This window comes from Streptomyces doebereineriae (assembly GCF_031845645.1).
Lineage (GTDB): Bacteria > Actinomycetota > Actinomycetes > Streptomycetales > Streptomycetaceae > Streptomyces > Streptomyces canus.
The window spans coordinates 17,365-31,368 of the sequence record NZ_JAVREZ010000021.1; the positions used below are offsets into that span (position 1 = coordinate 17,365).

10 protein-coding genes and 1 pseudogene are annotated in these 14,004 nt (G+C 70.2%); 4 read left to right on the top strand and 7 right to left on the bottom strand.

Translation table 11 applies throughout. The features are described 5' to 3' along the window. The first annotated feature begins 82 nt into the window (after window positions 1–82). Window positions 83–982: a DUF4429 domain-containing protein gene (locus RNB18_RS40905; RefSeq protein ID WP_311719197.1), complete on the top strand. Its 900-nt coding sequence runs from the start codon at window positions 83–85 to the stop codon at window positions 980–982. On the opposite strand, the gene RNB18_RS40910 is transcribed toward RNB18_RS40905, so the two are convergent. Beyond that, window positions 979–1,785 carry a class II aldolase/adducin family protein gene (locus RNB18_RS40910; RefSeq protein ID WP_311719198.1) on the bottom strand — a complete coding sequence of 269 codons (807 nt, stop codon included), beginning with the start codon at window positions 1,783–1,785 and terminating at the stop codon, window positions 979–981. The genes RNB18_RS40905 and RNB18_RS40910 overlap by 4 nt on opposite strands. Before the next feature lie 140 nt (window positions 1,786–1,925). Between RNB18_RS40910 and RNB18_RS40915 the strand changes: the two genes are divergently transcribed. Further along, entirely contained in the window at window positions 1,926–2,393 is a 468-nt protein-coding gene (locus RNB18_RS40915; protein WP_311719199.1) for a pyridoxamine 5'-phosphate oxidase family protein, read from the top strand. Window positions 2,394–2,396: 3 nt separating this feature from the next. On the opposite strand, the gene guaA is transcribed toward RNB18_RS40915, so the two are convergent. Next, the gene (gene guaA / locus RNB18_RS40920) at window positions 2,397–3,974 is read right to left on the bottom strand and encodes a glutamine-hydrolyzing GMP synthase (protein ID WP_311719200.1); all 1,578 of its coding nucleotides are present in this window, start codon (window positions 3,972–3,974) and stop codon (window positions 2,397–2,399) included. A 316-nt stretch (window positions 3,975–4,290) separates the two neighbouring features. On the opposite strand from guaA, the gene RNB18_RS40925 reads away from it, so the two are divergent. Next, window positions 4,291–4,545, top strand: coding sequence for a chorismate mutase (locus RNB18_RS40925; protein ID WP_311719201.1), 255 nt, complete (start codon window positions 4,291–4,293; stop codon window positions 4,543–4,545). Between the two features lie 577 nt (window positions 4,546–5,122). Here the strand turns inward: RNB18_RS40925 and RNB18_RS40930 are convergent. Continuing rightward, a complete protein-coding gene (locus RNB18_RS40930; protein ID WP_311719202.1) occupies window positions 5,123–6,265 on the bottom strand; it encodes a hypothetical protein in 1,143 nt (380 codons plus the stop codon). A gap of 178 nt (window positions 6,266–6,443) precedes the next feature. Between RNB18_RS40930 and RNB18_RS40935 the strand changes: the two genes are divergently transcribed. Beyond that, window positions 6,444–7,469: an LPXTG cell wall anchor domain-containing protein gene (locus RNB18_RS40935; RefSeq protein WP_311719203.1), complete on the top strand. Its 1,026-nt coding sequence runs from the start codon at window positions 6,444–6,446 to the stop codon at window positions 7,467–7,469. Window positions 7,470–7,573: 104 nt separating this feature from the next. Here the strand turns inward: RNB18_RS40935 and RNB18_RS40940 are convergent, their stop codons facing one another. From RNB18_RS40940 to RNB18_RS40955, 4 genes and pseudogenes are all read right to left on the bottom strand, one after another. Then, entirely contained in the window at window positions 7,574–9,352 is a 1,779-nt protein-coding gene (locus RNB18_RS40940) for a GMC family oxidoreductase (protein WP_311719205.1), read from the bottom strand. Window positions 9,353–9,380: 28 nt separating this feature from the next. Next, window positions 9,381–10,994, bottom strand: coding sequence for a succinic semialdehyde dehydrogenase (locus tag RNB18_RS40945; protein WP_311719206.1), 1,614 nt, complete (start codon window positions 10,992–10,994; stop codon window positions 9,381–9,383). Window positions 10,995–11,122: 128 nt separating this feature from the next. After that, window positions 11,123–12,073, bottom strand: a complete 951-nt coding sequence (locus RNB18_RS40950; protein WP_311719207.1) for a serine/threonine-protein kinase — start codon at window positions 12,071–12,073, stop codon at window positions 11,123–11,125. A 57-nt stretch (window positions 12,074–12,130) separates the two neighbouring features. After that, window positions 12,131–13,762, bottom strand: a pseudogene (locus RNB18_RS40955) (IS200/IS605 family accessory protein TnpB-related protein). Window positions 13,763–14,004 lie beyond the last annotated feature (242 nt).

Consider the following 14,004-nt stretch of genomic DNA (forward strand, 5'->3'; position numbering starts at 1 on the left):
GCACACCATCCCCGTCCGGCAGGTCTGGTCAGCGGGGGTGAAGGGGGGCCCGCCGTGTTGACCCGGCTGCGAGAATTTCCGTATGGCCGAGATCATCCAGCGTGACGGGACCTGGGCCTTCGACGGCACAACGGTCAGGATCACGCCGGGACTCCACCGCTCCGTGCCGCTGTTCCGGCAGACGTACGGCGAGGTCGCCGTGCCCCTGGAGGCCATTTCGGGGGTGGCGTTCGAGCCGGAACGCAAGCGCGGACGGTTGCGGATGCGGCTGCGTGAGGGCGCGGATCCGCTTCTGCACGCGACCGGCGGACGCCTGCCGGACCCGGCGGATCCCTATCGGCTGATCGTGGACGTCGACCGCGCCGGGGTCGCCGAGTACGTGGCCGAGGAGATCCGCCGCGCCCTCCTCCTCGACCAGATCCCCAAGGAACCGACGAAGACGTATCTGCTGCCCGGCCCACCGGTCCCGGTCTCGGTGCGGTCCTCCGACGGCACGGTCTCCTTCGACGGCACCCGGGTCCGCATCGACTGGGCCGACACCTCCGACCGCGTCAAGCGCGCGACCGGTCCGCGGATCATCGGCGTGGGGGACCTCGTCCAGGTCGAGTGGCTGCCCAACTCCGGTTACGAGGACGGTTTCATGCGGTTCGTGACCCGTGAGACGTCCTTCTCGAAACTGCCGCCGGAGAAGGATCCGTACGCCCTCGACCTGTGGGGCAGCACCCGCCGCGATCTGCTCACCGCCCTCGTCGCGACGGCGGTCACGGCCCGGCTGCCGCACCCGTCCACCCGCGGCGGCCTCGCGTACGACGAGGAACGCGGCCCTCGTCCCCGGCTCGCCGCGGCCGCCGTTCCCCCGCCCGCCGACCATCACGACGTACTCCTGCGCAGACTGCGGGAGTTGGGTGAGCTGCACCGGGACGGGGTGCTCACGGACGAGGAGTTCGCGATGACGAAGGCGGCGGTGCTGCGCGGCTTCTAGCTCAGCAGGTCCGGCTCGCTGCGACTGATGTCCTGCCACATCGGCTGGTAGTTGATCCACGCCACCAGATCTCCGCCCAGTTGCTCCCGGGTCGCCACTGCCGCCCGGTGGTCGATGAGCACCGGCCGTCCCGCCGCCCCGGCCAGCAGCTGCACCTGGCTGGACCGTTCCATCGACAGGAACCACCAGGCCGCCGCGTCCACCGAGTCCCCGACGGTCAGCAGCCCGTGGTTGCGCAGCACCAGCGCCTTCCGGGACCCGAGCGCGGCGGCGATCCGGCGGCCCTCGTCGGCGTCGACGGCGACCCCGGTGTAGGCCTCGTACAGCGCGTGGTCCTCGTAGAAGGCGCAGCTCTCCTGGGTGATGGGGTCCAGGAGCTCGCCGAGCGTGGACAGCGCGCGCCCGTGCACGGAGTGGCAGTGGGCGACGGCGACGACGTCGGGGCGGGCGGCGTGCACCTGGGAGTGCACGGTGAAGGCCGCCTGGTTGACGTGGTAGCGGCCGTCGAGGACCTGCCCGTCGGAGTTGGCGAGCACGAGGTCGCTCACGGTGACGTGCTTGAACGGCATGCCGAACGGGTTGACCCAGAAGCAGTCGGTGAACTCCGGGTCGCGTGCGGTGATGTGCCCGGAGACGCCGTCCTCGAAGCCGAGCCGGCCGAAGATCCGCAGCGCGCCGGCGAGCCGCTCTTTGCGGTGCCGGCGTTCCTCCTCGACGGAGTCGTGCATCGGCGGCATCGCGAACTGCAGCTTGTCGGTGGGCAGCGGCATCGGCGGAGTGGGCCCGAGGGGCGTCTCGTGCATGTGCTCCTCCAGCACTGGGTTGCTTTACGGGGCGGAAGTTACCGTCGGTCAGCGCAAGAGAACAGGGGTGGTTTGTAAAGATGGCGCACACAGCGGATACCTGACAGCAGATGTCGGGTATCGGCGGAACACTGACCGGTATGAACTGGGCTGCTTTCACTTCCGCGGAACCCGATCTGGCCAAGGCCGTCGAGGAACGCTTCGGTGCGTTCACCCACCATGTCCTCGCCACTCTCCGCAAGGACGGATCCCCCCGCACCACAGGGCTGGAGGTCCGCTTCCTGCACGGCGAACTCTGGCTCGGCATGATGCCGGACTCGCTGAAAGCGCGGGACCTGCACCGCGACCCCCGCTTCTGTCTCCAGGCGAACCCCGGCGAGGGCCAGAGCATGGGCGGCGGGGACGTCCGGATCAGCGGTCACGCGAGAGAGGTCACCGACTCCGGGACCAAGGCCGCATACGGCGAAGAGGTGAAACCGCCGGAGCCGTTCCACCTCTTCCGCACCGAGCTGACGGAGGTCGTGCGGACCTCCGTCGAGGACGAGAAGTACCTGGTCCTCCAGGTCTGGAAGCCCGGTCAGCCCTTGCGCACGATCAAGCGCACCTAGGGCTTACTCCCACTCGATCGTCCCCGGCGGCTTCGACGTCACGTCGAGCACCACGCGGTTGACGTCGGCCACCTCGTTGGTGATCCGCGTCGAGATCTTCGCGAGGACGTCGTACGGCAGCCTCGACCAGTCGGCGGTCATGGCGTCCTCGCTCGACACCGGGCGAAGGACGATCGGGTGGCCGTAGGTCCGGCCGTCGCCCTGGACGCCGACCGAGCGGACGTCGGCGAGCAGGACCACCGGGCACTGCCAGATGTCGCGGTCGAGGCCGGCCGCGGTCAGCTCCTCGCGGGCGATGGCGTCGGCGTCGCGCAGCAGGTCCAGGCGCTCCTTGGTGACCTCGCCGACGATCCGGATGCCGAGGCCGGGACCCGGGAACGGCTGGCGCTGGACGATCTCGTCGGGGAGCCCGAGCTCCTGGCCGACCATCCGCACCTCGTCCTTGAACAGCTTGCGCAGCGGCTCGACGAGCTGGAACTCGAGGTCCTCGGGGAGTCCGCCCACGTTGTGGTGGGACTTGATGTTGGCGGTGCCGGTGCCGCCTCCGGACTCGACCACGTCCGGGTAGAGCGTGCCCTGGACGAGGAACTCCACCGCCGGACCCTCGTCCGCGATGATCTCGGCCTGGGCCTGCTCGAAGACCCGGATGAACTCCCGGCCGATGATCTTCCGCTTCTCCTCGGGGTCGGAGACCCCCTTGAGCGCGGTCAGGAAGCGCTCCTCCGCGTCGACGACGACCAGCTTCACGCCGGTCGCGGCCACGAAGTCCTTCTCGACCTGCTCGGTCTCGCCCTTGCGCATCAGACCGTGGTCGACGTACACACAGGTCAGCTGGTCGCCGATGGCGCGTGCGACCAGGGCCGCGGCCACCGCGGAGTCCACACCGCCGGACAGACCGCAGATCGCGCGCTTGTCGCCGACCTGCTCACGGATCGCGGCGACCTGCTCCTCGATGACATTGCCGGTGGTCCAGTCCGGCTTCAGGCCCGCGCCCCGGTACAGGAAGTGCTCAAGGACCTGCTGGCCGTGCGTGGAGTGCATGACCTCGGGGTGGTACTGGACGCCGTAAAGCTTCTTCTCGTCGTTCTCGAAGGCGGCGACCGGGACGACGTCCGTGGACGCGGTCACGGTGAAGCCCTCGGGGGCGGCGGAGCAGGCGTCGCCGTGGGACATCCACACCGACTGCTCGTCCGGGGTGCCCTCGAAGAGGGTGGAGCCGGACTTCGAGACGTGCAGCGGCGTACGGCCGTACTCGCGGGCGCCGGTGTTGTCGACGGTGCCGCCGAGGGCGGTGGCCATCAGCTGGAAGCCGTAGCACATTCCGAAGAGCGGGACGCCTGCCTCGAACAGCTCGCGGTCCAGGCGCGGGGCACCCTCCGCGTACACCGACGAGGGGCCGCCGGAGAGGATGATCGCCGCCGGGTTCTTGGCGAGCATCTCCGCGACCGGCATGGTGCTCGGCACGATCTCGCTGTAGACCCGGGCCTCGCGGACACGACGGGCGATGAGCTGGGCGTACTGCGCACCGAAGTCGACGACCAGGACGGTGTCGGGGGCGGCGGCGGGGTTCGCTGATGACACGGGTTGCCTTCCGGCGGTGAGCGAGGTGTGTGTGGGGCCGAGTCTACCGGGAGTCGCGGGGCCGGACCGGGGCCGAGCTCCGTCTCAGGATGCGAACCGGCTTGGACCCTCCCGGAGGGCGCGGCATACTGGTTCCATGCTCCCGCAGACGACCTTCCTGTTTACCTATGGCACCCGGCCCGCCGGCTGCCATGGTCGTGCTGCTTGAGCAACTGACAAGCGACTTCCCAGGCGCCCCGGGCCGACAAGGTCCGGGGCGCCTGGTGTTTTCCGGACCTTGCCGCTCCGGGGCACCCAGCCCACCCAGGAGCCCCACGTGACCACCACACCGGAAGTGACCATCGCGGACGCGCGTGAGCGCATCGACTCGCTCGACGACCGGATCATCGGTCTGATCCAGGAACGGATGGCCGTCTCGTCCGTCGTCCAGCAGACCCGTATCGCCTCCGGCGGCCGACGGGTCCACCTCGCCCGCGAGATGGAGATCCTCAGCCGCTACCGGGAGGCGCTCGGAAAGCCGGGCACCTCCCTCGCCATGACGCTGCTCGAACTGTGCAGGGGTCGCATCTGAGTTCGGGCCCGGTCTCACCCGTACGGCGCGTGACCGCGCCCCGAGGCGCTTCGTTGGAGGTGGTGTCCGTGCCAGCCAGGGGCGGGCCCGCCAGAACCACGCGTGGCTCGCTGGAGCGATGAGACATACGGATCTTGCCGTACGTCGTGGGACCTCGCTCCAGGAAGTGACCGGACGGCAGGGGACAGCAGCCCGGTTCACCAAGAGAACGGCCGGCTCCGGGGACGCCCGGGGCCGACCGGCGGGACAAGTACCGGCACAAGGCTGGGTCAAACGGTTGCGGAGGCCGCGTCCATCCAGCACGATGCCTAGAAAGCCCCCAAGTCCCTCCGCAGACAACTGCATTCGCATTGCGTCCACGTACTGCCAGAGGTCCAGACCATTCGTGCGCCCCTTGTGCGCCGGGGCGCCGACCGGAGGACACGGCAGGCGGCAAGGTCGCAGTGCACACCAGCACGGAGAGCAAGCGGCGCAACCCCCCGGCGCCGCTCCCAGGCACCGACGCAGCCCTGACGTCGGTGCTGACGAAAGAAGGGCCCCACGGCTCCGTCCCGTGGGGCCCTTCGCCTGGGTGGACTCAGACTCGGGACACCGTTCCGCAGCCTTTGTCGCGGTTCGGGCCGAGGGGTTGGCTGCGGTCGTACGGGTCCTTCGTCGGCCCCGAGGGGGCCGGCCCGGTCGGCTCGGACGACGCGAAGTCCGGGTGCAGATAGCCGTCGTAGACATCGCAGGCAGAGTTGTTGATGTCCTGGTCCCAGTTCACGACCGTGAGCTTGCCCGGGGTCACCTGGTACTTGGCCGGGTCGGAGATCTCGACGTCGAGGACCCGGCGGATGATCGTGCGGGTGACCTCCGTGGAACCGTTGGTCTGGACGACCGGATAGACGAAGGTGTAGTCGGCGTGCACGGCGACCGAGGCGTGATCACCGGCCTTGAACGTCATCCGGCCGCGCGTCTTGACGACGTCGCCGACCAGCCGGACCTGCTTGGGGTCGAAGCGGCTGAACATCCACAGCGGGTCGTGTTTCTTGTCCGGCTTGCTCAGAGCGGTCTCCATGAGCCCACGGACGTCCTTCTGCACCGGGTCCAGGACGTCGAGCGCCGCCGTCGGGCGTTCGCCGCGCAGGGTGCCCGGGTCGAGGTTGGACTCGACCAGGAGCTTCCTGGTCAGCTCCAGGGCCTGCTCGGCCTTCGCCTTGGACAGGCCGCCGACGGCCTTCGCCTCCGGTACGGCGATCCCGGCGGCGCCGTCGGCCCAGCGCTTGGCGGGCGAGCCGGCGAACGGGTCGTCCAGGGTGGGGATCTCGGGGGCCTCGGCGGAGGGCGCGGCGGTCGGCGCCGCCGTCTCCTCGGGCAGCGGGGAGGACGCGGCCTCGGAGGAGGTTCCCCTGCCGAAGGGATCGCCCGGCACCAGCGAGGGCTTCACCGCCACGACGGCCACCACGACCGCGACGGCGACACCGAGGACGCCCCACAGACCACGCCGGCTCTTCCTCTGCTGCCAGGCAGGTCCGGTACGCCAGCCCTCCGGCAGTTCGCCGCGCGCTTCCTGTCGCCGCAGTCGCTCCGTCACCTCACGGGCCCGCGCGGACGGTTCCTTGGGGGCGGAGTCTCGGATGTCCCGCTCCGAGTCACGGGCGAACCGTTCCCAGACGTCGTCGGGGATCTTGGGGTCTTCTGACACGTCGGTCAGTTCTAGAGCCTGGGAAAGCCCTTTCACAAGGAGAACCCATGTGTGACTCAGCCCACATAAGTTTTCTGTGAATGCCCGCACAACCATTCACAGGTGTCGCGGATCAAACCTCACGAACCACGGGCCCCACCCGCGCCCCACACGCGGAGGCCTCTCCCTGACGCGTGCTGCGCGAACCGCGGCACACCTGACTTCCGAGGTCTTCATGAAGCTTCGCCGTGCACTGGCCGCCGCGGCCGCGACTGCCGCGATAGCACCGCTGGCCCTGTTCGCCGCGCCGACCGCGTTCGCGGACGAGTCCGAGTCCCCCGCTCCGACCACGACGGAGAGCACGCCCGCCGACACCACCACGACGGCCCCCGAGAGCACCCCGACGGACCCGGCGACGACCCCGGAGGCCCCGGCGAGCACGCCCGCCAGCGGCACCCCCACCACGACCGCCTCCGGCTCGGCCACCGCGAGCACCAGTCCGTCCACGAGCCCGTCCGGCTCGGCCAGCACCAGCCCCTCGCCGAGCGCGAGCGACGAGCCCGTCGACGAGTGCGAGGTCGACGAGGACGGCGCCCCGGTCCTCAACGACAGCGACGCGCTGCACAGCTCGCTGACCGGCCTGCCCGAGAGCATCGTGGCAGGCAGCGGCTGGACGAACTTCAAGTTCAACGTCAGCAACTCCGGCGACGACACGATCAAGGACATTCAGCCCATCGTCGGCGTCGGGGCGGTCGACTGGGACTTCGAGACGGACTACAGCGACCTGGTCACCTTGCAGGTGAAGCAGGGCGGCGCCTGGGTCGACGTGGCCACGGAGTTCGGCGAGGGCGGCTCGTTCAACGCCTTCGCCCTCGACGGCGGTGACTCCCTGAGCTACCAGCTGCGGGTGAAGGTCGACCGCGAGGTCCCGAGCGCGATCGGCATCGCCATCGGTCTCGCCGAGTACTCCGACGAGAAGGGCTGCTGGGTCTCCAGCGACGAGAACGCCGGCGTCTACTTCTTCGAGGTCCTGCCGGCGGGCTCCAACCCCGGCAAGCCGAACGACGCCAAGCCGCAGACCGGCGGCAAGAACCCCATCTCCGACGTCAACAACGTCGACGTGGACGGTCAGCTCGCCGAGACCGGTTCCAGCTCGGCCCTGCCGGTCCTCGGCCTCGTCGGCGGCTTCGCCGTCGTCGCCGGTACCGGTGTGGTCTTCGCGGTGAAGCGGCGCAAGGGTGCGACCGGCGCCCACGCCTGAGTCGTAGGGCCGTAAAGGCCGTAGACACAGCTTGACCGCAAGAAAAAGAGAAGGACCTGTGCTCGGAGGGGGGTGCAGGTCCTTCTCTTTGGCGTTTTCGGGCTCTACGACTTCTTCGGCACCGCCGGCATCCCCAGGAACGGCAGCTTCAGCGCGCCGAAAGCCTCCGCCGGGACGGCCGGTGACTTGGGCTCGACGGGGTTCAGACGCTCGTACGCCTCGCCCTGTGCCGGACGCGGGTCCTGCTCGCCGTTGTTGGGCCAGTACGACATCGCCCGCTCCGCCTGCGCGGTGATCGTCAGCGAGGGGTTCACGCCGAGGTTGGCGGAGACCGCGGAGCCGTCCACGACCGAGATCCCGGGGTGCCCGTAGAGCCGGTGGTACGGGTCGATGACGCCGGTGTCGCGGGAGGAGCCGATGGGGCAGCCGCCGAGGAAGTGGGCGGTGAGCGGGGCGCCCATCAGCTCGCCGACGTTGGAGCCGGCGAAGCCGTTGATGTCGGCGGCGATCGCGGAAGCGGCTTCGGAAGCGGCCCTGATCTGCTTGGGGTTGGGGGCGCCGTGGCCCTGTCGGGCGGTGAGCAGGCCCTTGCCGACGCCGTCCGGTTTGAGGTACGTCGTCAGGGAGTTGTCCAGTGACTGCATGACCAGGCCGATGATGGTCTTCTCCGACCAGCGGCGGTTGGAGAGGGAGCGCAGTACGAGAAGCGGGTGCTTCGCGGCGTTCGCCAGCCAGGCCATGGCCCTCGACGAGCCCTCGGCGTACGGCACCTGGAGGATCGACAGGCCGCCCATCGAGTTGGAGCCCTTGCCGTAGCGGACCGGCTCGATGTGGGTGTTCTCGTCCGGGTGGATGGACGAGGTGATGGCGACGCCCTGGGTGAAGTCGACCTTCGGCACGCCGGTCGCCCTGCGGTAGCGGCGGTTGTCGGTCTGGGCGCCGACCAGGGCCTCGGAGTTGGTGCGGGTGAGCTCGCCCAACCGGTCCGAGATGTACGGCAGTTGGCGGCCCGCCTTCATGCGGTGCAGGAGGGTCTGGGTGCCGTAGGTGCCGGCGGCGATGACGACCTGGCGGGCCTTGAAGGTGCGGCCCTTCGCCTTGCGGCGCGCGTCGGTGGGGAGGGTCGCGACCGCGTAGCCGCCCTGGGAGTCGTCGGTGACCGACACGACGGAGGTGAGGGGGTGCACGACCGCGCCCGCCTTCTCGGCGAGGTGGAGGTAGTTCTCGTTCAGGGTGTTCTTGGCGCCGTGCCGGCAGCCGGTCATGCACTCGCCGCACTCGGTGCAGGCCTTGCGGGCGGGGCCGGCGCCGCCGAAGTAGGGGTCGTCCACCTGCTCACCGGGGTCGGCCTTGGAGGCACCGTCCGCGTCCTCGCCGTCCCCGAAGAACACGCCGACCGGAGCCATGTGGAAGGTGTCGCCGACGCCCATCCGCTCGGCGGCCGCCTTGAGGTGGACGTCGGAGGGGGTCATCGTCGGGTTGAGCCGTACGCCGAGCATGCGGCGGGCCTGGTCGTAGTACGGCTTCAACTCCTCCTGCCAGTCCGTGATGTCACGCCACTGGGGGTCCTCGAAGAAGGGCTTCGGGGGGACGTAGAGGGTGTTGGCGTAGTTGAGGGAGCCGCCACCGACGCCGGCCCCCGCGAGGACCATGACGTTGCCCAGGAGGTGGATGCGCTGGATGCCGAACATGCCGAGTTTCGGCGCCCAGAGGTAGTTCTTCAGGTCCCAGGAGTTCCTGGGGAGCGTCTCGCGGGTGAAACGGCGGCCGGCTTCCAGGACACCTACGCGGTAGCCCTTCTCGGTGAGGCGAAGGGCGGTGACGCTGCCGCCGAAGCCTGATCCGACGACGATGACGTCGTAGTCGTAGGTGTCCTGTGGCACGTGCTCTCCTCGTTGAGAACGGGCGTTTCTACTTGAAGCGGAAGGCCTTCATCACCTTCAGGCTCCGGCTCATGAACTGCGCGTACTTCTCGTCGTCCATCCCCAGCGAGGGCGCCATCGGCAGCAGCCTCTGCTGGGCGATCGTCTGGGCCTCCGTGTACTTGAGGATGCCCTCGGAGCCGTGGCGCCGGCCGAGGCCGGAGTCCTTCATGCCGCCCATCGGGGACTGGACGCTGCCGTAGGCGGAGGCGTATCCCTCGTTGACGTTGACCGTGCCGGCCCGCACCCGGGAGGCGATCTCGCGGCCGCGCTTGCCGTCCTTCGTCCACACCGAGGAATTCAGGCCGTACGGCGTGGAGTTGGCGAGCTCGACCGCCTCGTCCTCGGTCTTGAACCGGTAGAGGGAGACGACCGGGCCGAAGGTCTCCTCGGTGCACACGGCCATCGGCTCGGTGACGCCGTCGAGGATGGTCGGCTCGAAGAAGTAGGGGCCGACGTCCGGGCGGGCGACGCCGCCGGCGACGACCTTGGCCCCCTTGGACACGGCCTCCTCGACATGCCGGGTGACCGTCTCCAGCTGCCGCTCCCCCACCAGCGAGCCCATGTCGGCGCCGTAGGCCAGGGACGTGCCGAGCCGCATGGCCTTGGTGCGGGCGGCGAAGCGCTCCAGGAAAGCGTCCGCGATCGACTCGTGGACGTACAACCGCTCGATGGAGATGCAGAGTTGGCCGGCCGAGGAGAAGCAGGCGCGGACGGCACCGGCGGCGGCCTTCTCGATGTCGGCGTCCTCCAGGACCAGCATGGCGTTCTTGCCGCCGAGTTCGAGGGAGACACCGACCAGGCGGGCGGCGGCGCCCTGGGCGACCTCGCGCCCGGTGCGGGTGGAGCCGGTGAAGGAGACGTAGTCGGCGTGCCGGACGACCTCGGGGCCGACGACGGGCCCGTCGCCCAGGACGACCTGGAAGACCTCGGCGGGCAGGCCGGCCTCGACGAGCAGGTCGCGGGCCCACAGGGCGGTCAGGCAGGTCTCGGTGTCCGGCTTCATGACGACGGCGTTGCCCGCGACGAAGGCGGGGAGCGCGTCGCCGACGGACAGCTCCAGCGGGTAGTTCCAGGGGGCGATCTGGCCGACGACCCCGCGTGGGTGGCGCAGCTCGGTGACCTTGGTGAGGGTCGGCACGGCACCGGTGTGCCGCTTCGGCTTGAGATAGGCGGGCGCCTTACGGCCGTAGTGCCGTGCCGCCACGGCGACCGCCTGCACCTCCTCGTGGGCGTGCAGACGGGCCTTGCCGGTCTCCAGCTGGATGAGGTCGAGGACCTCGGCCTGGCGTTCGAGGATCAGATCGTGGAAGCGCAGCAGGACGGCGGCACGCTGCCGTACCGGGGTCTGCTCCCACACGGCCTGCGCCCTGCGGGCCGCCTCGAAGGCCTTCTCCACGTCCTCCGGCGTCGACTCGGGCAGGTCGGCCAGCTTCTCGCCGGTGAACGGCGTGTGGTTGGCGGTACGACCGGACCCGGTCACGCCCTTGGTGAGCTGGGCGACCAGCTCCGGGGTGACCACGTCGGCCGCGGTACGGGCGCCCTCCGGGGCGGGGGCGAGGGGGTTCGTGCCGGTCTTGGCCGTGGCCTGCGCGTCCGTCATGAGCCGCAGGGTATTCGGGAGCGGGGGCTTTGGGTACCCGTCGGTAACGGGCGTTCACGACGTACACACACCTTGCCAGTGATGACTGGCGGTGAATGTGCTGATCAGGGGGTTGGGCGACGGGACGATCAGCCGCGTTCGGGTTTTTTCTGGAGCAGGAGGCCGAGGGCGGACAGGGCCGTGAGACGACGGGGCTCGGGGACGGTCGACGGACCGGCGGACGGGTCTTGGAGGTCGGCCGCGGGAGGCCCGGCCTGCGCGGCCGCGGCCTCACTCCCGGAGCCCTGCCCCGCCCCCGGTGCGTCCGCGAGCAGGGCCCACTCCGGCGAGCTCGTCCCGGCGACCTCGGCCAGCACGCGTGCGGCCTCCTCCGCCGACGGCCGCTCCTCCGGGTCGGGGACGAGGAGCCGCTGCAGCAACGGCCCCAGAGGGCCGGCCTGTGCGACCGACACCGCCGCCCGGAGCACCGCCCCCAGCGACCACAGATCGGAAGCGGGCCCCGCACCGGGCCCCGACGCAGACTCCGGAGCGACGAACCCGGCGGAGCTCTCCCGGCCGCCGGTGTGCCCGGCGCCGCCGATCCCGAAGTCGGTCACCACCACCCGTCCGCTCCCCGTTTCGAGAAGCACGTTGGTCGGCTTGAGGTGGCGGTGGACGATGCCGACGCCATGGGCGGCGTGGAGGGCGCCGAGGACGGCGAGGCCGATCCGGGCGGTCTCGGCGGCCGGCAACGGTCCCCGCCTGGCGAGCACCACGTCCAGCGGCTCCCCCGCCACCAACTCCATCACGACCCACGGAAGTTCGTCGTCGAGCAGTACGCCGTGAAGGGTGACGGCGGCCGGATGGTCGACCCGCGCGGCGGCACGGGCCTCGTGCGCGAGTCGATGCACCACCCGCCGCCGTTCCTCGTCCTCGGCGTCCTCGCTCAGCCGGAGCTCCTTGACGGCGACGTGCCGCCCCTCCCGCTCGTCGAGAGCCCGCCACACGGTGCCGTTGGGTCCGGACCCGATCCGCCCGGCAAGCCGGTAACGCCCGTCAATCAGACGTCCGTCGGGCGAGTGTTCGCCGCCTTCGCTCATGGCACATGACTACCGTGCGCACCACGCCGTTGTCGAAGCGGCAGGCTCAGACCGTTCCTAGCGACTGAGCGGGAGTGAGTCCTGTTGCCAGGTCTCGTGCTCAGCCGAACGCCCCGGACGGTGTTGGGCGTTCTGGTTGCCCGCGTTCGCTCCGCATCCGGCGCCGACGGATCGTGTCCGTGGTCCGGGGATGCGGGGGCGGGTTCCCTCACGCCCGGGAACACCTGGTCCGGCCTGGACGGTCCGATGCCCCTGCTCATCACTCCGGTGAGCAGGGGGCGGTGCCGTCCGTCGCCGGACCGGGTGTCCCTGGGCGCGCCTTCCGATCGCCACGGCAGCAGCATCATGGCGAGTGGTCTTACGGTTCTTCGTGGTGAGAGGCTTCTGCCAGTGCTGGGCACCCCAACGGCTGGTGTAGGCCGGGTCAACGGCGATGACCACGATGCCCGTCTGGTCGGCCATCGACGCCAGCCGGGCGCGGAGCTTACCGGTGGGCAAGCCAGAGATCAGCTGACGGAACCGCCTCTTGCGGCCGTGCTTCTCCCGGGTCTTCTCGGCGGCGAAGTCCAGGTCCTCCACCGCGATCGCCTGCACACCACAAGCGCGGGCCCAGTAAAGCAAGCCGGTCAGGGCGTGGCGGACCTGGGCGTCCCGATGGGGCGCGCTGCCGGTCAGATCGTAGAAGAAGCGGCGCGGGGCGCCGGTCGGGTTGCCGTGGACGTCGAGGCGCCAGGCGGCCAGATGATCCGCATTCATGTCGACGCCGATCACACCGTGCGCGAGCGCGGCCTCGATCGAGAGAGCGGGGGTGGGCGGGAACTGCCAGGAGGCGGTCAGGTACCAGCGGAACCGGCCGACGTCGTAGTGAACGCGGTAGGCGAGTGCCCGGTCGGCCGCGACGCGGTCGGCCCACTCGGCGCCCCGGTGCGCGAACGCGACCCGGCAGGCCAGGACGTAGCGTCCGTGCGGGGCGTTCGCCAGATGGGTGAGCGGCGCGGGCAGCTTGATACTCACCTCACCATCGGGGCTGACGCGGATCGTCTCGTTGCCATACCGCTTGCCCGACTCACCGTCCGCCTGGCAGAACCAGCGCTCCGCCTCCCAACACCGGCGCCATGCGCCCTCGGTCAGCCCGGCCGCCTCCAGGTGGTGCCGGGCGCGGGCCAGACGCTTGCCACCCCGCACGACGTGCACGATGCCGGCCTCGCGGTCGGCCCGCGCGGCAGCCAGCCGGTCCTGAAGCACCCGCAGCCGCCGGGACTTCGCATGCCACTCCCGCCGCGACCGATAACCCCCCGGCGCCCCATTGGGCCCCTTCCGCCCGACCGGCTGGGACAGCCGGTCCTCGATCGTGCGGATGCCCGCTTCCAGGTTCTGGATGTGCGCCGACTGACCACGCCGGGCCAGCGCCCACTGGTCGTGCGAGGCCTTGGTGATACTGCCCGCCCACCGCGACGACGACAGGGGCGTCAACTCCCGCTTACGCACCGCCCACGCCGCACCGGAATGCTCCAGACCGCCCCGGCAGCGCGCCTTGAGATCCTTCGAGGCCAGCGACCCCAGATGCCCGCCGACCAGGCGCAGCACCTTCTCATCGTCCGGCGTCAGCTGCTTGAGGCGGGTCCGGACGGCCACACCACCGGGACCGGACGCGACAAACGGCTCGGCGAGACTCCTCAGCTCACCCACTCTGTCACCCCCGCCCGGCCCCACCCGACGATCCCGTCGCCATGGGAAACGAGCACCACCCGTGAAGGTCACGCATTCGATGAGGGAACGCCAGTTCCCCGCTGAAACAGACACCACCACCGAGGCGCGTGACACACCACAGACCAGCAACACTCACTCCCGCTCACCAAAACGCTCTTGCCCGCACTCCAGCGGCAGCAGCTCCAAACCCCCGACTCCGGCCGATCACGACGGAGTGCGCG

What these genes read in the sequence shown, in the direction of transcription:
- RNB18_RS40905 (WP_311719197.1), top strand. Translation starts at nt 83, where the DNA reads ATGGCCGAGATCATCCAGCGTGACGGGACCTGGGCCTTCGACGGCACA.
- RNB18_RS40910 (WP_311719198.1), bottom strand. Translation starts at nt 1,785, where the DNA reads ATGCACGAGACGCCCCTCGGGCCCACTCCGCCGATGCCGCTGCCCACC.
- RNB18_RS40915 (WP_311719199.1), top strand. Translation starts at nt 1,926, where the DNA reads ATGAACTGGGCTGCTTTCACTTCCGCGGAACCCGATCTGGCCAAGGCC.
- RNB18_RS40935 (WP_311719203.1), top strand. Translation starts at nt 6,444, where the DNA reads ATGAAGCTTCGCCGTGCACTGGCCGCCGCGGCCGCGACTGCCGCGATA.
- RNB18_RS40945 (WP_311719206.1), bottom strand. Translation starts at nt 10,994, where the DNA reads ATGACGGACGCGCAGGCCACGGCCAAGACCGGCACGAACCCCCTCGCC.
- RNB18_RS40950 (WP_311719207.1), bottom strand. Translation starts at nt 12,073, where the DNA reads ATGAGCGAAGGCGGCGAACACTCGCCCGACGGACGTCTGATTGACGGG.